General features: G+C 38.8%; 21 protein-coding genes and 2 riboswitches. Of the genes, 5 read left to right on the forward strand and 16 right to left on the reverse strand.

Translation table 11 applies throughout. The features are described from left to right. Window positions 1–93: 93 nt before the first annotated feature. On the reverse strand, window positions 94–1425 hold the full coding sequence (locus MKY13_RS18205) for an NCS2 family permease (protein WP_339214319.1): 1332 nt from the start codon (window positions 1423–1425) through the stop codon (window positions 94–96). A gap of 137 nt (window positions 1426–1562) precedes the next feature. Further along, a riboswitch (purine riboswitch) is annotated at window positions 1563–1664 on the reverse strand. A gap of 199 nt (window positions 1665–1863) precedes the next feature. Between MKY13_RS18205 and MKY13_RS18210 the strand changes: the two genes are divergently transcribed. Then, window positions 1864–2271: an NUDIX domain-containing protein gene (locus tag MKY13_RS18210; RefSeq protein ID WP_339214321.1), complete on the forward strand. Its 408-nt coding sequence runs from the start codon at window positions 1864–1866 to the stop codon at window positions 2269–2271. A gap of 86 nt (window positions 2272–2357) precedes the next feature. After that, complete coding sequence (locus tag MKY13_RS18215) at window positions 2358–2759, forward strand: hypothetical protein (RefSeq protein ID WP_339214323.1); 402 nt, start codon at window positions 2358–2360, stop codon at window positions 2757–2759. 315 nt (window positions 2760–3074) lie between these two features. Here MKY13_RS18215 and MKY13_RS18220 read toward each other — a convergent pair whose 3' ends face one another. The 9 genes from MKY13_RS18220 to MKY13_RS18260 all read right to left on the reverse strand — a co-directional run bounded on the left by MKY13_RS18220 (window position 3075) and on the right by MKY13_RS18260 (window position 13228). After that, window positions 3075–3578 (reverse strand): general stress protein, encoded by a 504-nt coding sequence (locus tag MKY13_RS18220; RefSeq protein ID WP_191701803.1) that lies wholly within the window; start codon window positions 3576–3578, stop codon window positions 3075–3077. Between the two features lie 239 nt (window positions 3579–3817). Continuing rightward, window positions 3818–3967: a hypothetical protein gene (locus MKY13_RS18225; protein WP_191701804.1), complete on the reverse strand. Its 150-nt coding sequence runs from the start codon at window positions 3965–3967 to the stop codon at window positions 3818–3820. A gap of 297 nt (window positions 3968–4264) precedes the next feature. Next, entirely contained in the window at window positions 4265–5818 is a 1554-nt protein-coding gene (gene guaA / locus MKY13_RS18230; protein ID WP_339216969.1) for a glutamine-hydrolyzing GMP synthase, read from the reverse strand. Between the two features lie 119 nt (window positions 5819–5937). Continuing rightward, a riboswitch (purine riboswitch) is annotated at window positions 5938–6039 on the reverse strand. Window positions 6040–6070: 31 nt separating this feature from the next. Further along, the gene (locus tag MKY13_RS18235) at window positions 6071–8224 is read right to left on the reverse strand and encodes a transglutaminase domain-containing protein (protein ID WP_339214330.1); all 2154 of its coding nucleotides are present in this window, start codon (window positions 8222–8224) and stop codon (window positions 6071–6073) included. Further along, entirely contained in the window at window positions 8221–9408 is a 1188-nt protein-coding gene (locus tag MKY13_RS18240) for a DUF58 domain-containing protein (protein WP_191701807.1), read from the reverse strand. The genes MKY13_RS18235 and MKY13_RS18240 overlap by 4 nt, the downstream gene beginning before the upstream one ends. Further along, window positions 9405–10349, reverse strand: a complete 945-nt coding sequence (locus MKY13_RS18245) for a MoxR family ATPase (protein ID WP_339214333.1) — start codon at window positions 10347–10349, stop codon at window positions 9405–9407. The genes MKY13_RS18240 and MKY13_RS18245 overlap by 4 nt, the downstream gene beginning before the upstream one ends. A gap of 130 nt (window positions 10350–10479) precedes the next feature. Further along, window positions 10480–10815 carry a hypothetical protein gene (locus MKY13_RS18250; protein WP_191701809.1) on the reverse strand — a complete coding sequence of 112 codons (336 nt, stop codon included), beginning with the start codon at window positions 10813–10815 and terminating at the stop codon, window positions 10480–10482. A gap of 103 nt (window positions 10816–10918) precedes the next feature. Further along, window positions 10919–11746, reverse strand: coding sequence for an ammonia-dependent NAD(+) synthetase (nadE, locus tag MKY13_RS18255; RefSeq protein WP_339214334.1), 828 nt, complete (start codon window positions 11744–11746; stop codon window positions 10919–10921). Window positions 11747–11764: 18 nt separating this feature from the next. Beyond that, the gene (locus MKY13_RS18260) at window positions 11765–13228 is read right to left on the reverse strand and encodes a nicotinate phosphoribosyltransferase (RefSeq protein WP_339214336.1); all 1464 of its coding nucleotides are present in this window, start codon (window positions 13226–13228) and stop codon (window positions 11765–11767) included. Between the two features lie 361 nt (window positions 13229–13589). Between MKY13_RS18260 and MKY13_RS18265 the strand changes: the two genes are divergently transcribed. The 3 genes from MKY13_RS18265 (at window position 13590) to MKY13_RS18275 (ending at window position 16669) form a co-directional block, all read left to right on the forward strand. Next, window positions 13590–13931, forward strand: a complete 342-nt coding sequence (locus MKY13_RS18265) for a P-II family nitrogen regulator (RefSeq protein WP_191701812.1) — start codon at window positions 13590–13592, stop codon at window positions 13929–13931. 29 nt (window positions 13932–13960) lie between these two features. After that, window positions 13961–15304, forward strand: coding sequence for an ammonium transporter (locus MKY13_RS18270; protein WP_339214338.1), 1344 nt, complete (start codon window positions 13961–13963; stop codon window positions 15302–15304). A gap of 390 nt (window positions 15305–15694) precedes the next feature. Next, the gene (locus MKY13_RS18275; protein WP_339214340.1) at window positions 15695–16669 is read left to right on the forward strand and encodes a proline dehydrogenase family protein; all 975 of its coding nucleotides are present in this window, start codon (window positions 15695–15697) and stop codon (window positions 16667–16669) included. A gap of 51 nt (window positions 16670–16720) precedes the next feature. On the opposite strand, the gene MKY13_RS18280 is transcribed toward MKY13_RS18275, so the two are convergent. The 6 genes from MKY13_RS18280 to MKY13_RS18305 form a co-directional block, all read right to left on the reverse strand. After that, a complete protein-coding gene (locus tag MKY13_RS18280) occupies window positions 16721–17326 on the reverse strand; it encodes a response regulator transcription factor (RefSeq protein WP_191701815.1) in 606 nt (201 codons plus the stop codon). Beyond that, complete coding sequence (locus MKY13_RS18285; RefSeq protein ID WP_339214343.1) at window positions 17323–18459, reverse strand: sensor histidine kinase; 1137 nt, start codon at window positions 18457–18459, stop codon at window positions 17323–17325. Before MKY13_RS18285 ends, MKY13_RS18280 begins: the two co-directional genes overlap by 4 nt. Window positions 18460–18542: 83 nt before the next feature. Then, window positions 18543–19586 carry a fatty acid desaturase gene (locus MKY13_RS18290; RefSeq protein ID WP_339214345.1) on the reverse strand — a complete coding sequence of 348 codons (1044 nt, stop codon included), beginning with the start codon at window positions 19584–19586 and terminating at the stop codon, window positions 18543–18545. Window positions 19587–19716: 130 nt separating this feature from the next. Next, a complete protein-coding gene (locus tag MKY13_RS18295; RefSeq protein WP_339214347.1) occupies window positions 19717–20229 on the reverse strand; it encodes an N-acetyltransferase family protein in 513 nt (170 codons plus the stop codon). A gap of 68 nt (window positions 20230–20297) precedes the next feature. Next, complete coding sequence (gene metH, locus MKY13_RS18300; protein WP_339214349.1) at window positions 20298–23726, reverse strand: methionine synthase; 3429 nt, start codon at window positions 23724–23726, stop codon at window positions 20298–20300. Next, window positions 23719–25563, reverse strand: a complete 1845-nt coding sequence (locus MKY13_RS18305; RefSeq protein WP_339214351.1) for a bifunctional homocysteine S-methyltransferase/methylenetetrahydrofolate reductase — start codon at window positions 25561–25563, stop codon at window positions 23719–23721. Before MKY13_RS18305 ends, metH begins: the two co-directional genes overlap by 8 nt. Window positions 25564–25631 lie beyond the last annotated feature (68 nt).

Raw genomic sequence — 25631 nt, forward strand, 5'->3', positions numbered from 1 at the left:
AATTATCCGTAACATAACTAGTAATTGGTAGATACCGCCAAATAAAAAAAAGCTACTTAAACGAATTGTCTAAGTAGCTAAGATTAAATTTTATTAATGTGCTGCAGTACCTAAGTAAAGCAAGAATATAAATCCGAACACGTACATAATTGGATGAACTTCTTTTGCACGCCCTGCGACAATCATTGTTAATGGGTAGAATACGAAACCTACAGCAACACCTGTTGCAATCGAGAATGTTAAAGGCATCATTAACATAGTGAAGAATGCCGGTACTGCAATTTCGAATTTTTCCCACTCAATTTTCCCAAGTGATGCAACCATTAATACTCCTACAACGATTAACGCTGGAGCCGTTACCGCTGAAGTTACAACACTTAGAATCGGTAAGAAGAATAGTGCTAATAGGAAGAATACACCTGTCACAATTGCTGCAAAACCAGATCGAGCACCAGCAGCTACTCCCGAAGAAGACTCAACAAATGAAGTTACTGTCGATGTACCAAAAATAGATCCTGCAATTGTTGCAATCGAATCAGAAATTAAAGCTTTACCTGCACGAGGTAGTTTATTGTCCTTAACAAATCCAGCTTGGTTAGCTACAGCCATTAATGTTCCCGCATTGTCAAAGAAGTCAACGAATAGGAAAGTTAAGATAACTGAAAGCATTGCTAAAGTATAAAACTCTGCGTCTCTAAAAGCCGAGAAAAGCGCACCGAATGTTGGTTCTAAAGATGGTGGCATCGCTGCAATTTGTGATGGTAATTCCACTAATCCAAAGATCATACCCGCTACAGCGGTAATAGCCATTCCGACGAATACTCCGGCTTTCATACCACGAACTAAGAAAATAACCGTAATAACTATACCAAATATAGCCAACAATACTTCTGGATCTGTTAAGTTACCAATACCAACAAATGTTGCTGGATTCGCAATAACAATTCCGGCATTTTTTAAACCGATAAATGCGATGAATAAACCAATACCTGCACCAACTGCTAATTTTAATTCCATTGGAATTGCATTAATTAATTTTTCACGTAAACCTGTTAAAGTTAAAATCAAGAAGAACACACCTGAAACGAATACCGCTGCCAAAGCATGCTGCCATGGACTTCCGTTTGTTAAAACAACTGTATAAGCAAAGAATGCGTTTAGTCCAAGTCCCGGTGCCAAAGCCAACGGATACTTTGCCAAGAATCCCATTACAAACGATCCAACAGCTGCTGATAAGGCTGTTGCTACGAATACTGCACCATAATCCATACGCATTGCATCCGGAAGATCCGGTACGTCCGCTAATGTTAATGTTAATGGATTAACAATTAAAATATAGGCCATCGCTAAGAATGTAGTGAAACCACCTAATATCTCTTTGCGATAATTTGTCCCAAGTTTATCAAACTCGAAATACTTTTTCATGATGAAATTTTCCTCCGTGTTGTCGTCTTACAACTATCGAGGGTTTCGATCCTATAAAACAAAAAGACACGCTAAGCTGTTAGGCTGCATGTCTACGATTTATGGAAATAAGAATTGTTTCTATTAGTTAAATAGAATCGAAACTTATTTTAAATCGTAGTCGAATCATTTACGGTGATTCGGTAGAAACTTACGGGCCATATTCCCGACATTATACGACGACATATTTAATTTACGCTTGTAATATAACATTTCATTTTTCAAATTACAAGCCCATATCCGAACATTTTTTAATTTTTATCGTAAAAGGTTCGTGAAACCATTCATAATTTAGCCAAGTCTTTTCTTAAAATTTACTAAATGCCTTTTTACCGACCTGGTATATAATGTAATTTGAACTACTTTTCAATTACACACATTTACTTTGGAGGGGATTTTTTGAATGAAATAAAGGTTGTTGTAAAAGGCGTTCTTATTAGAGATAACAGAATATTAATTATTAAACGGTCACATACCGATTCTTTCGGTGCAGGAACATGGGAGGTAGTAGGAGGAAATTTAAACTTCGGTGAATCCTTGGAAGAAGCACTTAAAAGAGAATTTCTCGAAGAAGTAGGATTGAGAATAACCGTGAAAAGCCTCTTATTTTCCACCACCTTCTTTACAAGTAATGACCGACAAATTGTTTTACTTTCCTATTTATGCGAGAGTGAAGAAAGTCAAATATCTTTATCAAGCGAACACGAGCAGTATCTTTGGGCATCAAAAGAGGAATTGCTCACTTTCTTACCTAAAGAGATATTAGCTGACTACGAGCTATATGATGTGTTAGATTTACTGGAATAATAGAATATTTTCTCAGGAAAGTTTATAGAGATGTCATATTACTCTTTTATAGTTAACTTGAAATGAATTTTTTTGGAGGGATTTTTTTGACACAACAACGAATATGGGCGATGCGTTTAATTCGCTTCGCGGCAATTTTTGGCTTTTTAGGTGTTTTAATCGGTTCTATTATGAGTGGAGAGATGAATTATGCTTTACGTCCAATTCACGCTCACTTTGTTTTAGTAGGATGGTTATCGGTATTTGCGTGGGGAATTTTCTATTATTCTGTACCAATCCGCAAACTACTTTACGTAAAGATTCAAAGTATTTTAGGTATGATTGGTGCCGTTGGGTTATGTATAGGAATGTGGCTACACTACTTAGATCCTTTAAACACTAATGAAACATTAAATATGATATTCTTCATTGTAGGTGGATCAATTTTATTAATCGCATTCTTCCTATTTTTCATCATAACGTTCTTCATCGAAAAAAAAGAAAACTAATCACATTAGCCTGAGTAGCCTATAAGCTACTTAGGCTTTTAATTATTTTGTTAACTTCACCAGCTCTAAATTGTACATTCTATCTTTTTAGTATGTTAAAATAATATTCGTTAAAGATAGTTTAAAGGAGGGCTTTAATTGCCGTATTGGTTGCATAACACATTATTTGTACTTTTATTAATTGTGACATTAGGTTGTGTATCGAGTGGAATTGAGTGGAAATCCCGCCCAAAAGATACTATTGAAGAGTAAATACTTTTAAACATAAAAAGGAAGCCTATACAATATAGACTTCCTTATATTTAATTACAGCTCTTAATATTGTCGATTTGTTCGATTTAACGACTCATCTAAATTTGTCGATGTGTTGTGAATATCATTTTTTTCACGTTGTAGCAACTCTTCTTCATGAAGGGCTAACCGCTCTTCTTCAGTTTTATTTACCCCGTAATTTTCTGTACCTTCATCGAAGTAAGTTCCATAATCTTTATCCACATACAATAAATACTTACCTTCTTGTAAATCTTTATAATAACGATTTCGTTCATCTTCTGTTAAACCCATTTGTGTGAAATATTTATCACGCACTAAATCTTCCCCCATGATGAATGCTTTGAAGCGATCCCACCATGAACCCTCTTTTACATCATTTCCATATGAAGACGATCCTCGATACATTGAAAGCTGTTGGTTATGATTCGACACGATGTACATATCCTCTTCACCATATCCTTGTGTACGAAGGCGATCCATTTCTGCTTGTAATTCCATTTCCGTATTGTAAATACCATGTAATTTTTTGTTTTCACTTGTTTCCATGTTTCATTCCTCCATTTTTTTAATAGTTTAGTTCATACCGCTCGTTTATCTTGATTATAGGTATACTAATCAATACCTTTTCTCAGAAATACTAAACCCGAGTAATATAAATTTAACAATTCGCAATAAAACTGAAAGAATAAAAATGTTTATTTTACCGCTATTTTTTTTAAAGCCCTACTTGTTCAAAAATAAGAAAAACATAGGGGAAAAACTATCCTCCTATGTCTACATTCATCCTATTTATCTGTTTGTTCTTGTTTCTTCTTCAAATACTCTGCACGTATTTTTTCAAGTTGCTGTTTTTTATCAAATTTGGCAGGTTTGTTTTTTTCATGATACTTTGTCACAGCTACCTTACCTTTTGTATCCAATTGATATTTCCCCAATTTGTTCACCTACTTTTCTAATCCTTAAAGAGAATCCATCCAACAAATATACTATACCTTATTTTACTGAAGTAAACCTTATAGTGCACTGCTAACCTTACATATATTCGTAAAAAAATTTAAAACTAAGTAAAAAAGCTCAGCAGAAACCTTATCAAATAAGGCTCTACTAAGCTTTTTTCATTGTTAATTAATTTATTGTGCTCCTGCGCCGCTTTGCTTGCTCGTCGCAAACGCTCGCTTTGCTACCGCAAAAAACTTCTGCGGTGCAGTGGCTCCTCGAAATTTGGCGAGCGTTTATTCCCACTCAATCGTTGCTGGTGGCTTAGAAGTGATGTCATACAGTACGCGGTTAACGTGCTTCACTTCGTTTACGATACGCACAGAAATCTTCTCTAATACATCATAAGGGATACGTGCCCAGTCAGATGTCATGCCGTCGATTGACGTTACGCCGCGGATACCGATTGCGTAATCGTACGTACGACCATCGCCCATTACGCCTACTGAACGGATGTCCGGTAATACGCAGAAGTATTGCCAAATATCGCGATCAAGGCCTGCTTTTTGAATTTCTTCGCGTAGAATATAGTCAGCTTCACGAACGATATCCAGTTTTTCTTCTGTTACTTCACCAAGTACACGGATACCTAAACCAGGGCCTGGGAAAGGTTGACGCCATACTACCGCTTCAGGAAGACCTAGCTCTAAACCTAAAGCACGCACTTCGTCTTTGAATAATGTATTTAAAGGTTCGATTAATTCAAACTTCATGTCTTCTGGTAATCCACCAACATTATGGTGTGATTTAATTGTTTGAGCAGTTGCTGTACCTGACTCGATAATGTCCGTGTAAAGTGTACCTTGAGCTAAGAAATCCATATCTTTTAGTTTCGATGACTCTTCATCAAATACGTAAATGAACTCGTTACCGATAATTTTACGCTTTTGCTCTGGGTCAGAAACACCTTTTAACTTGTTCATGAAACGTTCACGAGCATCGATTTTAATTAGTTTCATATCAAAGTCTTCTGTGAAAGTTTTCATTACTTGCTCAACTTCGCCTTTACGGTTTAGGTTGTGGTCAACGAACATACAAGTTAACTGATCACCAATAGCTTTGTGGATTAATACCGCTACTACAGAAGAATCTACTCCGCCTGATAATGCACAAAGAACTTGCTTATCGCCAACTTGCTCACGAATTTTCGCAATTTCGATATCAATGAAGTTAGCCATTGACCAATCGCCTTTTGCTTCACATACATTGAATACGAAGTTTTTCAGTAAATCATTTCCGTATACAGAGTGGCGTACTTCCGGATGGAATTGTACTGCATATAAGTTACGAGATGTATCAGCCATTGCTGCTATCGGACATGCTGGACTAGTCGCGATTACTTCAAATCCTTCTGGTACAGCTGTTACATGGTCACCGTGACTCATCCAAACAACTTGATTTTTTGGTAATTCCGCGAAAAGTTTATTATCTGAAGGTACGTTAATTTCTGCTTTTCCGTATTCACGAGTAATGGCACCTTCTACTTTACCACCCTGAGTGTGTGCCATTAACTGCATTCCGTAACAGATACCTAAAATCGGTAGCCCTAATTCAAAAATTGCCTGATCAACATGAAACGCTGATTCATCATACACAGAGTTTGGACCCCCTGAGAATATGATACCTACAGCATTCATTTCTTTGATTTCTTCTGCTGTAACCGTATGTGGATGTAATTCTGAGAATACACCGAATTCACGGATACGACGCGTAATTAACTGGTTGAACTGACTACCGAAATCAAGAACGACAATCTTTTCAAGTTCTTTTAACATAGGAGTTGACACAATTTCCACCTCTTCTAATTTTTTGCGGCCTATAATTAAGAAAAAAACGCGTAAGAAAGTAAATTCTACGCGTTCATATTTCATCTCTTCTTCAAGTGGGTATACCTGTCCCTATTAAGGGATATAGTGAAACCCACCGTCATAGATAAGTTATTTAGGGTAACTTAGTAGAAACATCTGGACCATATTACCAGACTTATATGAAGGCACAATACTATTCATTTTTCTAAATTTTACTCTTTCAATGAGCTAAAATCAACCACTCGTGCGATTGATTAAATATTCCCAAATTTCTTTCATTTCTGTCGTGTCTATTTTTTTGGTTTGTTTGTCATAAATCAGTTTCTCATAAAAGGCAGTTAACTCTCTCATCTTTGTTGTATTTAACTGATTATCAACACGTAGCGCAAATTGTTGTAACGTTTCATCTTGACGACGTTTCAAATGAATACGCTCCAATTGTTTTAACAATACTAAATAACCTTCTTCAAATGTGTCCGAGTGATTTAATTTTGAACGGTTCATTTTCACAGCAAGTTTCGGTTGCCACGTGCCGCGCTTTCTCCACATAATGATAAAGCCTATTAGTAGTATGGCTAATAATCCATAAACTACCCATTTAAAATTAGACCAGTTGATTGTATTTTCAGCACCATTAGCAGGCTGCTGTGAATCTTGTTCTTCTAGTTCTGGTTGCACGACTTCCGGTTGTTCTTCCATTTCAGGTAATTGTTCTTCTTCAGGCATTTCTAAATCGACATCATAATTAATATTCATCGGGTTACTAAAACCAATTGTCGGCTCAAAGGGTACCCAGCCAATGCCGTCAATATATGCTTCCACCCATGAATGGGCATCATTATTTGTCACTACATACGTATACATGCCATCGTTTTCTTGTACTCGTTCTCCACTTGAGAACCCCTTAACCCAACGTGCCTGGATCCCTACCGAACGAAGCAATACAACCATTGAAGTTGAGAAGTTATCACAGTAGCCAAGTTTTGTTTCAAATAAAAATTGGTCTACGTAATCTTGATTCCCTTTAGGAACTTGTACATTTGCCGTTTCATATTGAAAGCCACTTCTCGCAAAGTAACCTTCCACTGCACGCGCTTTATCATAAACACTTTCATACATATCCGTAATTTCATACGCTAAGTCTGTAACTCGCTGCGGTAAATTATCAGGAAGCTGCAAATAGCGCGAATCATTTTCCGTGGAAGATAAAGAATCTTTTAATGCGGTATAGCTATATTCTGGTTGTTGGAATGTCATTTCATAAGACGAAGGAGAAACCACATTATTATTGATAACCGGAACCATTTTTTCGTTACTCGCATCAAACCTAATTAAACTTTGTGGATCATAAAGTTCATAGGAAGTTGTTCCATATGCCTGTACCAAAAATCGGTAAGCTGGATTTACCGCTAGCACCTGTACAGATTGTGGGTCTTCCGGTCCTGGATTAATGGAAAGCGGTAACTTATCCGTCATTTGCAGCGTCTGTTGCATAGACTCGTCACCAGAATGAATCCACCCTTTTGATGTGTAAAAATCTTTCGTTTCTACACGCCAATATTGGCGAATCGGTGTTTGAATTTCATAGACAAGTGTATTATCGCCAACAAACGGACCTCCAAGACTTTCATCATTATCCCCGTAACCTACTGTGGCGAATGATTGTGAAGAAGATCCCCCAATCCCGGCAACCCCCTTCATATACGGTACTGGGTCCGGCCATTGCGGCTCTGATTTTGGTAAATAGATTGCTATAATCCCTGCGATTGTTACAAAAATAATAATCGGGGTCGCATAAACTAAATAACTCGTCCAATCCTTTTGCATATTAGCCGCTGCCATCAATCGTTTTATGAAAAGAAGAGCTGTAAGGATAAGCCCTAAAATCATTACTTTTATAATGGCCATCGTTCCATCATATTCGGTAAAAGTATCAAGTGTACCGATGAAAAACACTGTAAGCAGAAGGAAATAGTAGATGCTAAAGCGCACACTTACCCAATGCTGAATTAAATAAATCAGCATCCAAATTAAAATGAAAAACAAGCTTGTACGGAATGGATCACTTACATAAATCCATTCACCCGCTAAAATTGTATTCACATTATTTTTTAGTTCATTCGATAAAAATTGCATTGCCGTTAGTTGACCCTCATTATAAACACTTACAATAAACCATGTAATATAAACTAACTTAATAATCCAAGATACCGCAAACGGTAATGAAAAAATCCCCAATATTAAACAGATGCCCATAAAGACTAAAAACTGCATAAAATAGCCTGTACTTGTCAATTCCATAATCGGTAAAAGCCATTCTCTTAAAATCAGGAAAATAATAATATAGAAAATAGTGAATTCAATCTTTTCGGAAGTACTGCGTCTCATGCGTGCTTCACCTCCGAATATATTGACTGCAGCTCATCCGAACCTACGTAATGAACCTCGTTGTTTTGACTAAAGAGCTGCACGGAATCTTTTTCGTCATTTACGACAAAGCAAATAATTTTACGGGCATATTTTGTTCCTGAATTTAAAATTTCCCGCAGTTCCGGCACGAGTTCACCCGTTACAATAACTACGACTGAGCGGCTCATGAATTTTTGTTCTTCATATAGCAGACGCTCTATACCAAACTGCGCATCAGGCTGTACAGTTACCAAGTGTTGAAGCACCTTCTCAAATTGTTTGTCTGTTTTTATTATTGGTGCAAAATATCGATCATCACCCGCACTTAAAAAAGAAACATCACCATTTCCTTTTACGATTTTATTAATATAGGATGCTGTATAATCGATTACTTGCTCGAAATTTTTATGAACAGCACGATCTATTAATATAAACATATTTTGCGATTTACGATCTTCGAATTCTTTCGTCCGTAGTTCGCCATTTTTCGCAAAGGATTTCCAATGTATCCAGGAAAAACGATCCCCCGGTATATATTCACGTACTCCGGTTGCCATCGTTGTATCCTTTACTAAAGAATAGCGCGACTGACTGGAGCCTTGATCATATTGCATCCCTATCGGCAATACGTTCACATCCGACACTTTCGGATAAACTAAAAAGAGTTGAGGATGATTCACTGCCACTTTACGAATCGTCCATCCAAAAAAGTCCGTACACGTAAACTCCAAGCCTTTAAAATGATATTCCCCGCGTTTTAATGCTTTCAATTCATATGTCCATTCGAATTCACGTTTCCATCCAACTAAAAATAACTTTGTCACATTTCCATTTGGTCTTTCATAAAGCCCATTGTCCATCGGCAACTCCTGCACCATCATAAACACGATTGGAAACCAACTCGTATTCCGAAACCTTACCGTCACCTGCACATTGTTCCCTCGTTCAATCCGATCCTTCGATAGTGTTCGGGATATTTCTTTAAAATGAATGGGGAAAACAGCAAGTAATATTGAATAGAGCAAAAAGGGTAAGATTGTAAAAAAGACAAACCAGCTGACAAAGCCCCCTTGGAACATCGCATAGCAATACGTTATAACTAGCAATAAAATAACGGTAACTAAGCGACCGCTATGCCGGAAAAACTGTTTGAATCCCCTCATTCCGGAACATACCTTTTCACGGGAACATGGGCATAGTGAAGCACATTTTCAATTACTTGCTCTTCTGTAATCCCTTCATAGCGTGTTTCTGGTTTTAGAATGATACGGTGACTGAATACGAATTTCACTAAATATTGGACATCATCCGGGAGAACATAATCTCTCCCTTTCATAAACGCATAGCTTTGTGCAGCACGCATTAATGCAATAGAAGCACGGGGACTCACTCCTAAATATACATTGTGATGCTGACGAGTATTTTGAGCGAGTGACACAATATATTCTTTTATATTATTTTCTACATGCACTTCTTTCACTTGCCTTTGCAGTTCCATTAATTGCTCAATCGTTAATACTGCCGAAATATCATCAATCGGTACCGTTCTCTCGGCACGGCTCAGTACTTCGATTTCCTCTTCTTTTGTCGGATAGCCCATTTTAATTTTGAGCAAAAAGCGGTCTAATTGAGCTTCAGGAAGCGGGTATGTGCCTTCATATTCAATTGGATTTTGTGTAGCCATGACGAAAAATGGCTTTGGCAGTTGAATCGTATCACCATCTACTGTAATTGATGCTTCTTCCATACTTTCCAATAAAGCTGCCTGAGTTTTTGGCGATGTACGGTTAATTTCATCCGCTAAAACAATGTTCCCTACTATCGGTCCTGGACGAAACTCAAATTGTAAAGTTTTCGGGTTGTATATTGAAACGCCAATTACATCAGATGGCAGTAAATCTGGTGTAAACTGAATTCGCTTAAAACTAGTACCTAAAGATTTCGAAAGGGCACGTACCATCATCGTTTTCCCTACACCTGGTACGTCCTCCAATAATACATGTCCTCCAGCGAGTAATGAAACAATACTTAACTCAGCAATCTCTCTTTTCCCTATCATCACTTTTTCGATATTTCTGATTATTTTCTCGATTTGTTCGTTCATGAATAGTCCTCCCAGCTGAAATGTACCATATATTACATATAGTTTAAGCATAACTAAAACAAAATGTTAGTACAACTAGTTTACTTTATAAATGGAAAATCACCTCACTTATATTTCAAAGTGAAGTGATTTATATAGATGTTTTATAGGTTGTTATCCGGCGATTAGCATTATTGAGGGTAGTTACCCGCTCAGAATACTGCAACAAACGCCTTAAGGTTTCTGCTGAATTCGCATTGTACTGCATTCCTTTAATAATATAGTGACCCTTGTTATGTAAAAGCTTTTTAGGACGTTGCTGCGGTTTCTTTTTTTGTTTCTTTTTAGGTAGCTGCTCGCGAGGGTCACGAAAATGATCATGCATCCCACTGTTGATCACATCCACAAAATGCGTATCCGATAACATTGCACGCGTCGAGTTGCGATAAATACTACTTGGTGTAGCGGCAACTCTAGAAGTCCTCATAGTGTAGTTCCCCCTTCCTCCCTTTTATATCGACTTGTTCAAAAATTATTATATTTACAAATAAAAAAGCTGCGTCACTTTTCCCGTGACACAGCTTTAATTATCATTTCCAAAAATCATCAAAAATTGTAATTGGCATATGACGTTTATGCATTGAGCGCAAATAATGTCCTTCCAGCGTAATACGCGCCTGTTCTGGAATTTCTTTACCTTCTAAATAATCGTCTACCTGATCGTATGTGATCCCCAACGCCACCTCATCCGGTAATGCTGGACGATTTTCTTCCAAATCAGCGGTTGGGACTTTTTCATATAGATGAACCGGACAATTTAAATACTTCAATAGTTGACGGCCTTGTCGTTTATTCAAACGGAAGATTGGCACTAAATCAACGCCACCATCTCCATATTTTGTATAGAATCCTGTTACCGCTTCAGCTGCATGGTCGGTACCAATTACGACCCCATTATGCATAGCCGCAATTGAATACTGCACCTTCATACGCTCACGGGCTTTTTCATTCCCTTTCGCAAAATCACTCAGTGTTATACCCGCTGCTAACAAAGCGTTAACACTCGCATCAACAGCTTCTTTAATATTTACCGTATAAATTTTTGTCGGCTGGATAAAGTCGAGCGCATCCTGGCAATCTTGTTCATCCTTCTGAAGTCCATAAGGAAGTCGCACTGCCCAAAATGAATATGTGTGTGCGCCGGCTTCTTCATTTAACTCATCCACCGCCATTTGTGCAAGCTTCCCTGTTAGCGTAGAATCCTGTCCGCCACTAATGCCTAGGACAAACCCTTTTAAAAACGGATGCTTTTTTGCATAATTCTTTAGAAAATCAATGGATTTACGGATTTCCTCTTCAACATTAATTGTTGGCATTACTTTTAATTCTTCAATAATTTGTTGTTGTAATAATGACAATGTACACACCCCTTAACGTTATTCGAGTTCTGTTACCATATCTCGCACTTCTTGAATGTTGCGCATTTTATTGTCCCAGCATTTTTGACTCAAATCTACTGGATATTCTTCCGGGTTTAAGGAACGTTTATATTCATCCCATAATAAATCTAAATTGGCATGAGCGTATTTACGTATATCTGTTAACGATGGGTTATCATATACAATTTTCCCATGATCAATAATGTGTTGGTGAAGCTCTTTCGCTTCAAAGTTTGTAACGAATTTAGAAATGAATGTATGAACCGGATGGAACATTTTAATACGTTCTTCTGCCGCCGGGTTCTCATCCGCCATCGCGATGTAATCACCTTCCGATTTACCGCTTTTCTTATTAATAATGCGGAAAACTCGCTTTAATCCAGGTGTTGTAACTTTTTCAGCATTAGCAGAAATCTTTATCGTATCTTCCATTTCACCACGTTCATTTTCAATTGAAACCATTTTATAAACCGCACCTAAAGCCGGTTGATCGTATGCAGTAATGAGCTTTGTGCCAATTCCCCACATATCAACTCGTGCACCTTGCGCTTTAAGGTTTAGTATTGTGTATTCATCCAGATCGTTTGAAACAATGACTTTCGCATTAGGGAATCCAGCTTCATCAAGCATACGGCGCGCTTCTTTGGAAAGGAAAGCAATATCCCCACTATCCAATCGAATACCAACAAAATTGATTTTGTCCCCAAGTTCTTTTGCAACTCGGATCGCCGTCGGTACACCTGACTTAAGCGTGTTGTACGTATCGACTAAAAACACACAGTCTTTATGACGCTTCGCATACGAATGGAATGCATCATAGTCATTTTTATACGCTTGAACTAAAGCATGTGCATGCGTGCCCGATACAGGAATATTAAACAATTTACCTGCACGTACATTTGAAGTAGATTCAAAACCACCTATCACTGCAGCACGAGCCCCCCAAATTGCAGCATCCATCTCTTGTGCACGGCGTGTTCCAAATTCCATTGCAATTTCATTGTGGACCACTTGCTTTATGCGACTTGCCTTCGTTGCGATAAGCGTTTGATAATTGACAATATTCAACAGGGCTGTTTCGATGAGCTGCGCTTCTACTAATGGCGCTTCGATGCGTACGATTGGTTCATTGGCAAAAACTAGTTCTCCTTCTACCATAGAATACATCGAACCTGTAAAGCGGATCGTTTTTAAATAATCAATAAAATCTTCTTTATAATGGAGTTCTTCACGTAAATAGTCGATATCTGTTTCACTGAATTTAAAGTCTTTCAAATAATTCAACATGCGTTCCAGTCCTGCAAAAATAGCGTAGCCATTCCCGAATGGCAACTGCCTGAAATAAAGTTCAAATACAGCTTTGCGTTCATGTATACCGTCTGCCCAATAGCTTTCTGCCATATTAATTTGATATAAATCGGTATGCAAAGCGAAACTATCATCTACATACTTTTCATTCATCGTGAGTTCCCTTCTTCCAAAACATAATTAGTCATAGTATACACTATCTTGAATTAATTCGAAGTATGAAGATTTTTTATTTTCAATATCTGCATTTTTCCACACATTTTAGTTTCAATTCATTTCAGTTTTCCCCAAATGAATCAATAAAAAACGTTCATTATGTAAAGCTTCCTTTGAACCGCTCCTCCTATTCTTTTATAAAGCTATTTCAAACTATTCACCCCTCCTTCTTCACTTCATCTCACAATGCGATTAAACCCATCGAATATCCATGTCATTTTTCCTAACATAAGGTATTGATTTATTATGAAAATCGATTTATCATGTTAGATAACATAACACAAGGAGTTGGGGAGAAATGAAAAAGATCGAAGCAATTATTCGTCCTGAAGTTTTCGCAAGAGTGCGAGAAGGTTTAGCTTTAGAAGGTATTGATGGGCTGAGCATTTCCGAAATTGCCGGTGCAGGTCGACAAGAAGGAAAAATCGGATTGTTTCGCGGCAATTCCTTTTCAATGGAGTTCTCTCAAAAGCTAAAGCTTGAAATGGTTGTAGACAACGCAAAAGTTCAAGCGATTATCGATGTTTTATTACGCGAAGCTTCTACAGGAGAAGTTGGTGACGGTAAAATTTTCATCTATCCGGTAGAGCAGGCGATTCGTATTCGCACGAAAGAACTCGGTTCCATTGCAATTGATTAATTAACCGTTAACTAAAGGAGGATATTTTTATGACAAACGAAGCTTTAGAATTATCGATTAACTTAGTATGGGTAATGCTTGGTGCATTTTTCGTTTTCTTCATGCATGCTGGGTTTGCAATGGTTGAAGCAGGCTTTACTCGTTCTAAAAATGCGGTCAATATATTAATGAAGAATATTTTAACAATTTCAATCGGCGGTATCGTCTATTTCGCAGTTGGCTACGCCATAATGTTCGGTGACTCAGCCAACGGACTTATCGGTACTACAGGTTTTGCATTAAGCGGTGTTGATGACATTGCCTTTTTCGTATTCCAAGCTATGTTTGCTGCGACATGTGCCACTATTATTTCCGGTGCTGTTGCTGAACGTACCAACATTGTTGCCTATATGGCATTAGTAGTAGTTATGACAGCAATCATTTATCCTGTTGTTGGGCATTGGATTTGGCAAGGTGATGGTTGGTTAACAGCATTAGGCTTCACTGATTTCGCAGGGTCCACAGTCGTTCACTTAACTGGTGCAGTTGGTGCATTAGTTGTTGCAGCAATGGTTGGTCCACGTGTTGGGAAATATGCAAAAGGCGTCGTGAATGTTATTCCAGGTCATTCTATTCCACTTGGCGCATTAGGTGTATTCATTTTATGGTTAGGTTGGTACGGCTTCAATGGTGCCTCAACTTTAGCTGCCGACCCAGCATTAGTTCCAGGCGTAATTGCAAATACATTTTTAGCTGCATCAGCTGGTGTTATTGCTACAGCATTTTACACTCGTTTGCGTTACGGCTTTATCGATGGTTCTTTAACATTAAACGGAGCTTTAGCAGGTTTAGTTAGTATTACTGCAGGTGCTGCAAACTTAAGCATCGTCGGCGCTATTATCGCTGGTGCAATCGGCGGTTTCATTTTAGTGGAAGCAGTCCGCTTCATTGAACATAAATTGAAAATTGATGATCCAGTTGGAGCAGTAGCAGTACATGGTGTTGCCGGTATTTGGGGAACATTAGCTGTTGGTTTGTTCGATATTACTGGCGGTGGTCTTTTGTATGGTGGTGGCGCAACACTACTTGGCGTGCAGGCATTAGGCGTTGTTGCAATTATTGCTTGGACGGCTAGCACAGTCGCTCTTGCCACTCTTGTCATTAAAGCTTTCGTCCCATTACGTGTAACTCACGAAGAGGAAGTACAGGGCTTAGACATTGCAGAACACGCTGCCTATGCATATGAAATGCAAGATACATTCAAAGGTGTTACAAAATCAAATGATAGCTTTGCCCAACGCTTAACAAACTTAGGCAAAGTAACAACTCCTGCAAATGTACAGGATAGTGGTTCTAAAGGGTTCCCGAAACCTTTAAGCTCTACAAAGGGCTAAAGTGAGAATGTGTTCCCCCTTCCCCTACACACTTTCGAACCGTTCTTTCCATAAATACTTAAACTGAACAAGGAGCTGCTCTGAAAAGATTTTCAGGCAGCTCCTTGTTATTTTGCTTTGTTTACTTAATGGCATTATCCAAAGCACCTTTTATATACTTTTGGTGATTTCGTTAATTATTTTAGCAGCTACGTTAAAAGCGCTTAAAAAAGGGGAAAACATTAAAAGTTATCACTTGGAAATTAATACTTATATTTATCAAGTTTGAAGCCGTTATAATAAGCGTTCTGCGGAATCAAAATGCATGTAAAATAATTCAAGCTTCATACTTTCCGCAAATAGCGCTATGGTATAATTTTAAGAAAATAACGAATTTAAGGAGATGTTATTATGGCAGCATTACGTGATTTTTTCATTTCGTTATCCGAAAACCAAACACTTTCAAACGCCGCACAACAATATGGTTTAAAGTTAGGGGCACAAAGTGTTGTCGCTGGGACAACTCTCGAAGAAGTAATCGACAGTATTCGTAAATTGAACGAACAAGGAATTTCATGTACCGTCGATAATTTAGGTGAGTATGTTATCGATGAATCAGAAGCAATGAAAGCAAAAGAAGATATTCTAGCTATGATTGAAGCTATTCAAGTTGAAGAACTGGATGCACATATTTCATTGAAACCTTCTCAGTTAGGATTGGATATCGACATTGATTTTTGCTACGACAACTTATATGAGATTGTTGAACGCGCCCATGAGTATGGTATTTTCGTCAACTTTGATATGGAGGATTATGATCGTCTGCAGCCATCATTTGATATGCTGGAGGAACTTTCAAAGTCATTCGATAATGTGGGGTCTGTTATCCAAGCTTACTTCCACCGAGCAAAGGAAGATGTCGAGCAATTTAAAGACTTCCGCCTGCGTATCGTAAAAGGAGCTTATAAAGAGCCAGAAGAAGTTGCTTACCAAGACAAATTAGATATTGATATTAACTTTATTGAGCTAATTGAATACCATTTAGCCCATGGTCATTTCACTTCCATTGCAACACATGACCACAATATTATAAAACACGTAAAGTATTTCGTTGAGCAATATGATATTCCGAAAGAAAAATTCGAATTCCAGATGCTTTACGGCTTCCGAAAGGACTTACAGCTGGAGCTTTCACGCGAAGGATATCAAGTTTGTGTATACGTACCCTATGGTGAAGATTGGTACGGGTATTTTATGCGTCGCCTTGCCGAGCGCCCGCAAAATATTTCACTCGTTACAAAGCAAGTATTCAATAAAAAGACGAATACCTTATTAGCTGTAGCCGCTGGTGCATTCGTCCTCGGGCGCTTAACGAAAAAAGATTAACGCTAAAAGCCAAAAAAGCTTCGCCTACTTGTCAAAAGTAAGCGGAGCATTTTATTTATTCCAGCCCTTTTCTTTAAATCGGGCTATCGCCTCAATTCGATTCCCAACTCCCAGCTTATCAAGGATTGTAGAAATATAGTTACGGACTGTACCAGCAGACAAGTAAAGCTCAGCTGCAATTTCCTTCGTCGTCTTTCCTTCTGCAACGAGTTCGAGCACTTGGCTTTCACGTTCAGTTAATGGGTTTTCACTATCATCTTCATATACAAAGTCTACAAGCTCCGGTGCATAAATACGTCGACCATCCACGATAATACGAATAGAATTGACAAGTTCCTCAATCGGGCTATCCTTCAGTAAATACCCGCGCACTCCTGCTTTTCGCGCTCTCTCAAAATAACCCGGACGTGCAAAAGTCGTTAAAATGATTATTTTACAATCACTTTCCCGTAAAGCTTCAGCAGCATCCAACCCGGTTTTTATCGGCATTTCAATATCCATAATACAAATATCCGGCTTTAATTCCGTTACCATTTCAATTGCTTCTTCACCGTTTTTTGCAAGACCAACCACTTCCATATCATCTTCCATACTAAGCAGTGATTTCATTGCTCCTAGTAGCATTCCCTGATCTTCCGCAATAACAATTCGAATCATCTCTTGTTCTCCCCCTTTTGATGCGTAATAGCTAACGGTATTTTTAAAATAACCGTTGTCCCATCACCATTTTCTATTTCAAGTGAGCCATTTATAAATTCTATACGCTCCTGCATTCCCTTTAAACCATTGCCGCCTTCCAATTCATGTGAGCGCTTAAAACCAATCCCATTATCTTGAATCGTCATTTTAAACTCATCATCACTTTGGTAAAAACTAATTCGGCAAATTGTCGCCTTACTATGCTTTACAATATTTGTTACAGCCTCTTTCAAACACATACTAATGACATTTTCCGCCAAAGTAGGCATATGAATTTCACTTTTATCACCATTTAATCGAAGTTTAATTTGCGCGGCTTTTAATATTTGCTCGACTCTGTACAGCTCTTCCTCAATACGAACAGCCCGCATATCCGCGACTAACTCACGGACTTCTTTTAAGGCAAGTCTTGCCGCTTGACGAATATCCTTTATTTCCAAAATCGCCTGCTCAGGGTTTTTTTCCACTAACCTTGCAGCTAAGTCACTTTTCAGACCAATCATCGAAAGCTTTTGACCTAGTGTGTCATGTAAATCACGCGCAATACGCTGACGCTCTTCAAATATCGTTAATTCTGAAATTCTTTCACGCGCCGTTTCCAGTTCGCCTTCCAAATTTTCACGACGCGTTTTCGAATATAATGTAAACGGCAATAGTACAACACCAAGTACATTAATAATTATGAACGGGGTTTGCGATATAAATAACTCAAGGAAAATAAAATATCCTCCAACTATCGATAGAACGGTAAAACCGATATGTAAACCATACATAATATAAAATCCAACTGCCTGCTTTATATTGCCAATAAAAAATGCAGTAAATAAGGATAGATACACATAACCAAATACAAGAGTCATTACGATATTGAGCACCATTTGGAAACTGATCCACATATACTTGAGTCCAGGCTTAGCCGTGAAAGAAAAGTAATGGCACAAAAAATAGGCCAATATTAAATTGATTCCTAATATAATTTGCCACAACGTGAAGGATTGGATAATAAAGAAGAATGGCATAATACAAAAGATTATCCATATATAAATACTTAACATCGGACTTTTCGGGATGATACTATACCAAGTTTGCATAATAACCTCTATTCTCTTTTTCTTTATTCTATAATAAAACAGGTATCTCAATCCATGGTTGAGATACCTGTTTTTAAATGAAGTTAGTTAGTAAGTGTTTTATTACGTGTTTTATCACGCTTTGTTTCGCGTTCTGCTGCTTCTTTAAATGTAACAAAACGGTAGTTGTCCGGATCATATAACTTGTAGCGAATTGATTCTAGACTTGTCTTTAATGTAATCGTTGTCGCCTGCTGAAGTGGTTTAATCGACTCATGTGCATCTTCAAGCTTGTAGTTTGGTACACGCGGTGATAAATGGTGCACATGGTGGAAGCCGATATTACCAGTAACCCATTGTAGGATTTTCGGTAATTTATAATATGAACTTCCTTCTACAGCCGCTTTAACATAATCCCACTCAGAATCTACTTCAAAGTATGAATCTTCGTAAGTATGTTGGATATAGAACAACCAAATCCCTAAAGCACCTGCGATAAATAGTGTTAATCCGTGTACTAATAAAAACGTCGTCCAACCAAAGATTAAAATAAGGGTTGTACAAATTGCCAATAATACAATGTTTGTAAAATACGTATTTAAACGCTCTTTTCGTTTTGCATCTTTACGGTTTACGCGATTTAATACAAGTACCATAAATAGTGGTCCTAAACCAAACATAACAATTGGATTACGGTATAAACGGTATCCTAAACGACCTAACTTTGATTTTTCGAGGTATTCGTCCACTGTAAGCATATCGATATCGCCAATGCCACGCTTATCCAAGTTCGAACTTGTTGCGTGATGAATCGTATGCTCACGTTTCCATTTTTCATATGGGAATGATGTTAAAAGCCCAGTGATATTCCCGATAATTGCATTCGCTTTTTTATTCTGGAAAAATGAACCGTGTGTACAATCATGGAAAATAATAAATGCACGAATTACAAATCCTGAAGCAAGAATACTACAAAGCGCTGTGAACCAAGGTGAATATTGCAACAATACATAGCCTGCTCCCCAAATCAATAAAAGTGGTCCTAGCGTATTAATAAGTTGTTGAATACTAAGCCTTGTTTCTGATTTTGCGAACGGCGCTACATCTTTTCGTAGTTGCTTTGTTTTCTCTGCATGTATGTTTGCCATGTGTTAATCCCTCTTTCCTGTAAAAATAATTAATTACATCGTACAAAAAGGACACACATGACGAAACGCTTAAATATCACGACTTTTTTATGACAGTTGTCATATGACCAGGTGACAAACTAAATTATAGTTAACCTTCCTGCGGGTTTTTAGGTCCTTCAAAATCAAGCTGATAAAATACTAAATCCAACCATTGTCCAAACTTATATCCAGCATTGCGAATGGTGCCACTGTACGTAAAGCCTAGCTTCTCATGAATTTTTATACTTGCTGTATTTTCTTTATCGATACACCCAATCATTGTTTTTACGTCATTCGCCTTTGCCTCTTCTATTAGCGAATGCATGAGCTTACTCGCAATCCCTTTTTTATAATGATTTTTATGCACATATACAGAATGCTCTACCGTATATTGATAGGCAGGATAGGCACGGAAACTTCCGTAGGTGGCATAACCCGCAACTTCCCCATTAATATCAAACACAAATAATGGCTCACCGGAAATTTGTTTTTGTTCAAACCAGCGTAATCGGTCTTCTAATGTTTGCTCTCTATACATATAAATAGCGGTTGAATTTAAAATATTGTCATTAAAAATTGCCAAAATCGCAGGTACATCTTCTTTTGTCGCTTGTCTAATCATCTATTCCACCCTCCAGGTAGCAAAAGCCGCCTCACCCTAAACTGCGGTAAAACGGCCCTTGAATTGAATTATACGTTGAAGTAGCGTGCATCTGGATGTGCGAACACAATCGCCGAAACACTTGCTTCAGGTTCCATCATAAAGCCTTCAGTTAATTGTACACCAATTTTTTCCGGCTTTAATAGATGAAATAGCTTTTCCTGATCTTCTAAATTTGGACATGCTGGGTAACCAAAACTGAAACGTTGCCCTTGATATTTGGCAGCAAACCGGTCACGCATTGTAAAATCTGTCGCATCCGGGAAGCCCCATTGGTCACGTATTTCCTGGTGAATACGCTCTGCAAAGCCTTCAGCTAGCTCGAGTGCAGTCGCCTGCAACGCATGGCTCTCCAAAAATTTCCCTGCTTCTTTTAACTCATTTGCCTTTTTGCTGACACCTTTACCTGCTGTCACGACCATTAATGCGATGTAATCCATCTCTCCGCTATCGACCGACTTCAGGTAATCCGACAAGCATAGGAATGGCTCCACTTGCTGGCGTGGGAATGTGAAACGTTGAATTTCTGTTTTCGCATCTTCAGGACTATATACAACTACATCATCACCATCTGATTGAGCAGGGAAAAATTGATACATGCCTGATGCACTTAATACATCACTTTTCAAATATTGATTTACTAAATCATTTAATAAAACAGCACGATCATCCTGGTCAGCTAGCATTTGTTCTAAATTGCCCTTTAACCCTAAATGATGTCCGATTAATGTACGCATATTTACATATGGGTGTAAATGGGCAATCGAGTAGTCCGGTTTAATATGCGGCACTAAATCTTTCGGCTTCCATACGTCAGCTTCCTTCACTGTGCGAACAGGCTTAACGGCAACAGCCACAGGTCGTGCCGCGCGTTTTGCATCTGATTCTATACGTTTTTCCCGAGAATCACGTAACTCTTCTAACAGTGCTTCACGCTCGTTTACATTCATTAATCGGTTTGCCTGTTCCAACCCTTGCATCGCATCTTTTGAATAAATGACCGGTCCATCATATTGAGCGGCAATTTTTGTTTCCGTAAAGCGTCTCGATAATGCTGCACCACCTACTAAAATCGGCACATCAATTCCTGCTTCTTTAAAGTCCTGTGCTGTAATGACCATTTGCTGAGCTGATTTCACTAGTAATCCTGATAAACCAATAAAATCAGGCTTTTCCTTACGAACAGCTTCAATAAGTTGGGCTGGGGTTACTTTAATCCCTAAATCCACAACACGGAAGCCGTTATTACTTAATATAATATCGACTAAGTTTTTTCCGATATCATGGACATCACCTTTAACGGTTGCTAAAACCATCGTTCCTTTAGTAGAACTCGTATCGCCTTTTTCCATGAATTGTTCTAAATGAGCTACTGCCGCTTTCATGACACCTGCACTTTGCAGTACTTCGGCTACAATTAACTGGTTTTCATTAAATAGGCGACCAACTTCCGCCATTCCCGCCATTAATGGCCCATTAATAATATCCAGTGGTGCATCGAATTTTTCCAGTGCTGCATTTAAATCTTCAATTAAACCTTCTTTCGTACCTTCTAATATGTAATACGCAAGACGTTCTTCCACTGTCGCCGGTAATTCTTTCACGACTGCATCTTTCTTTTTATCGCGGTAAAAGTCTGTAAATACAGCGAGTGTTTTATCATTTGTATTAAAGATTAAATCGTTCGCCAGCTTGATCTCCTCTTCAGGAATCGATGCATAGCGCTCCAGTTTTTCAGTATTTACAATCGCATAGTCCAAGCCTGCTTGTGTACAGTGATATAAGTACACGGCATTTAATACTTCACGTCCAACTGGTGGTAAACCGAACGAAACATTACTTACACCGAGCACTGTTAAGCAGCCAGGTAAATGTTCTTTAATGAGGCGAATCCCTTCGATTGTTTCCTCAGCGGCACCAATATATTGCTCGTCACCTGTACCTACCGGGAACATTAACGGGTCAAAGATAATGTCTTCTGCTGACATGCCCCATTTTTCTGTTAACAGCTTATAAGAACGCTTCGCTACTTCAAGCTTTTGCTCACGTGTAATAGCCATTCCAGTTTCATCAATCGTACCGACAACAAGTGAAGCCCCATATTTTTTCACGAGTGGCATAACAGCATCGAAACGCTCTTCTCCATCTTCCAAGTTAATCGAGTTAATAATGGCCTTCCCTTGCGAAAACTTCAGTGCGACTTCCATTACATTTTCATCTGTAGAGTCAATTACAAGCGGCACTTTAACTTTTTTCACAACTTCCTGCATGAAGTTTTTCATATCTTCTACTTCATCACGGTCAGGGTTTGCTAAACAAATATCGATGACATGCGCCCCGTTTTTCACTTGTGCACGCGCAATTTCCGCTGCTTCTTCAAATTTGCCGTCAACAATCAGGTTTTTGAATTTACGAGAGCCGATTACATTCGTACGCTCTCCGATAAATAACGGACGCATAGATTCATCATATTGCAAAGGCTCGATACCCGATACGACATGTCCGTGTGTTACATCTTTCGGCTCACGCGGTTTATAGCCATCTACAGCTTCACGGATCGCCGCGATATGTGCTGGCGTTGTGCCACAGCAGCCGCCGACAATGTTTAGCCAGCCTTTTTCTGCGAAGCCTTGCAGTTTTTTCGATAATGAATCCGGCGTTTCATGATAGCAGCCTTCCTCGTCCGGTAAACCTGCATTCGGATAACAGCTAATATAGCCATTCGAAAGTTCCGCCAATGAACGGATATGATCGGTCATAAATTCCGGACCTGTCGCACAGTTCAGTCCGACAGACAACGGTTTAATGTGCTCAATAGAAATATAAAATGCTTCGATTGATTGCCCGGCAAGCGTTGTTCCCATCGGCTCAATAGTCCCTGAAATCATGACAGGCAGCTCTTTGCCAAGCTCTTCGAATGCACGGTGAATCGCAATCGTTCCTGCTTTAACATTGAGCATATCCTGGGAAGTTTCCATTAAGAGCAGATCCGCCCCAGCTTCGATTAGCGCTTTTGCCTGTATATAAAAGTTTTCTTCTAGCTCTTCAAAACTAATACCACCTGTTACCGACAATGTTTTTGTCGTTGGGCCGATTGCACCTGCGACAAAGCGGGGCCATTCTGGTGTCGAAAATTCTTCTGCCGCCTCTAGTGCAATTTCAACCGCCCGCTTATTAATTTCAACCGCCTTGTCACCTAAGTCATATTCATCCAATACGAGTGGTGTTCCACCAAACGTATTGGTACAAATAATATCAGCGCCAGCAGCTAAATATTCACGGTGGATTTTACCCAATACATCAGGTCTTGTAAGTACCAGGTTTTCATTACAACCATCTAAGTCTTCTCCGCCAAAATCTTCATATGTTAGGTTTTCTGCCTGAAGCATCGTCCCCATAGCACCATCGATGATTAAGATTCTTTTTTGTAATTGCTCATGAATTGGGTGATTATACATTCGACTGAACTCCTTTACTTTCCACATCATATTGTTTTACATAGTTCATTAATTCCAGCGTCATATCATAGCGTAAAAACGGTGTTATTAAATAAATACCGTTAAAGTATTTACATGCCGTATCGAGCAGCTCTTTGGCAATGGCGATTCCTTCTGCTGTCGATGTTTCCTTGTCATCCCCGCAAGCAGCCATGCGCGCAAGTACTTCATCGGACAATTTAATGCCTGGTACTTCATGATGTAAAAATTCCGCGCTGCGTGAAGATGTAAGTGGCATAATCCCGATATAAATCGGTGTTTCCAAATGCTTTGTTGCCTCGTAGATTTCGATAATCTTTTCTTTCGTATAAACCGGCTGTGAAATAAAGTAATCTGCACCATGCTCGATTTTCTTCTCTAAACGAGCTACAGCACGGTCCAATACACGGACATTCGGATTAAAGGCAGCAGCCACAGAAAAATCCGCCTGTTTTCGCAGCGATTTCCCAGTAAAAGAGCTGCCTTTATTTAGCTGCTTAATAAGTGAAATAAGCTCCATTGACGAAACATCATAAACGCTCGTCGCCCCCGGGAAATCCCCCACTTTTGTCGGGTCCCCAGTGATGACTAAAATATCGTGAAGTTCCAGCGCATCAAGTCCCATTAAATGTGACTGGAGCCCAATTAAATTGCGGTCACGGCACGTTAAATGCGGCAATGAACGAATTCCATGCTCTTTTAAAATCGCAGCCATTGCGATATTACTGATGCGCGGGGATGCAAGTGAGTTATCCGCCATCATAATGACATCGGCTCCCGCTTTTGCCAGTTGTTTTGCTCCTTCGACAAACCCGTCAATTTCCAGATGACGCGGTGTATCAAGTTCCACAATAACAGAACGTTCACGTTTTGCTTTTTCATGGAGCGGCTCTTGCTTACGTGGCTCCGGAATACGGACAAATTGTGTATGCCCTGGTTTTTCTTCTTTCGTTTCAATTGGTTGCATATTCGCCAGACGTTGTTTTACCGCCGCAATATGCTTCGGTGTCGTCCCACAACAACCGCCAATTAAACGGACACCTTGATTTACGAGTTCAACGGCCGCACGTGCGAAATAATCCGTTTCTGATTCATAGACAACACGACCATCTTCAATATCTAATAACGAAGCATTCGGGTAAGCTGATAAAAAAGCCTTGTTCGGTAAGTTGACTCCTTCAAACGCTTGAATTGTATGGAAAGGACCTAACCGGCAGTTACTCCCAACAATATCTGCACCTAACCTTTCCAAATCATGAAATGCTTCATTTAAAGACATTAAATTTTGAAGAACACCTGGTTCCTGCATTGTCACTTGAGCAATGATCGGTAAATCGGTCATTGAACGTAATAGGTGGACACAATGCGATAATTCTTCAAAATCGTAATACGTTTCCAATAAGAATCCATCCGGTTCGCCAGCTAGTAATACTTCCACTTGCTCTTGAAAGGCAGTTAAGATTTCATCTAATGTTGCATCACTTTTTCGAATCCCTCGAATACCTCCGATTGTTGCCAGAACATACTGCCCTCCCGGAGCAGCTGCACGCTTCGCAATCTTCAGCGCAGCTTCGTTAAATTCTTTTACTCGATTTTCAAAACCATATCGAGCTAACTTAATCGCATTCGCTCCATATGTATTTGTTTGAATAATATCTGCACCTACAGCAATATATTCACTATGAATTTTCTCGATAATTTCAGGTCGTGCAATATTCATTTCCTCATGGCAGTAATCCAACCCATAAGAATAAAGTAAAGTTCCAATTGCTCCGTCCGCCGTTAAAACGCGTGTTTTTAAATCTTGTAATAAACCCAATTATTTCACTCCATTATTCACAGTATTTTCAGTATATTTTTAATACAAAAAAGCCTTCTTTCACTAAG

Origin of the sequence: Solibacillus sp. FSL W8-0372 (assembly GCF_037969735.1) — a bacterium.
In the GTDB taxonomy this organism is placed as follows: Bacteria; Bacillota; Bacilli; order Bacillales_A; family Planococcaceae; genus Solibacillus; species Solibacillus faecavium.

Excerpts from the sequence above, each read along its gene's own strand:
- MKY13_RS18205 (WP_339214319.1), bottom strand. The coding sequence starts at position 1,425 with ATGAAAAAGTATTTCGAGTTTGATAAACTTGGGACAAATTATCGCAAA.
- MKY13_RS18220 (WP_191701803.1), bottom strand. The coding sequence starts at position 3,578 with ATGGAAACAAGTGAAAACAAAAAATTACATGGTATTTACAATACGGAA.
- MKY13_RS18235 (WP_339214330.1), bottom strand. The coding sequence starts at position 8,224 with ATGAGACGCAGTACTTCCGAAAAGATTGAATTCACTATTTTCTATATT.
- MKY13_RS18240 (WP_191701807.1), bottom strand. The coding sequence starts at position 9,408 with ATGAGGGGATTCAAACAGTTTTTCCGGCATAGCGGTCGCTTAGTTACC.
- MKY13_RS18245 (WP_339214333.1), bottom strand. The coding sequence starts at position 10,349 with ATGAACGAACAAATCGAGAAAATAATCAGAAATATCGAAAAAGTGATG.
- MKY13_RS18250 (WP_191701809.1), bottom strand. The coding sequence starts at position 10,815 with ATGAGGACTTCTAGAGTTGCCGCTACACCAAGTAGTATTTATCGCAAC.
- MKY13_RS18260 (WP_339214336.1), bottom strand. The coding sequence starts at position 13,228 with ATGAATGAAAAGTATGTAGATGATAGTTTCGCTTTGCATACCGATTTA.
- MKY13_RS18265 (WP_191701812.1), top strand. The coding sequence starts at position 13,590 with ATGAAAAAGATCGAAGCAATTATTCGTCCTGAAGTTTTCGCAAGAGTG.
- MKY13_RS18270 (WP_339214338.1), top strand. The coding sequence starts at position 13,961 with ATGACAAACGAAGCTTTAGAATTATCGATTAACTTAGTATGGGTAATG.
- MKY13_RS18275 (WP_339214340.1), top strand. The coding sequence starts at position 15,695 with ATGGCAGCATTACGTGATTTTTTCATTTCGTTATCCGAAAACCAAACA.
- MKY13_RS18280 (WP_191701815.1), bottom strand. The coding sequence starts at position 17,326 with ATGATTCGAATTGTTATTGCGGAAGATCAGGGAATGCTACTAGGAGCA.
- MKY13_RS18285 (WP_339214343.1), bottom strand. The coding sequence starts at position 18,459 with ATGCAAACTTGGTATAGTATCATCCCGAAAAGTCCGATGTTAAGTATT.
- MKY13_RS18290 (WP_339214345.1), bottom strand. The coding sequence starts at position 19,586 with ATGGCAAACATACATGCAGAGAAAACAAAGCAACTACGAAAAGATGTA.
- MKY13_RS18295 (WP_339214347.1), bottom strand. The coding sequence starts at position 20,229 with ATGATTAGACAAGCGACAAAAGAAGATGTACCTGCGATTTTGGCAATT.
- metH (WP_339214349.1), bottom strand. The coding sequence starts at position 23,726 with ATGTATAATCACCCAATTCATGAGCAATTACAAAAAAGAATCTTAATC.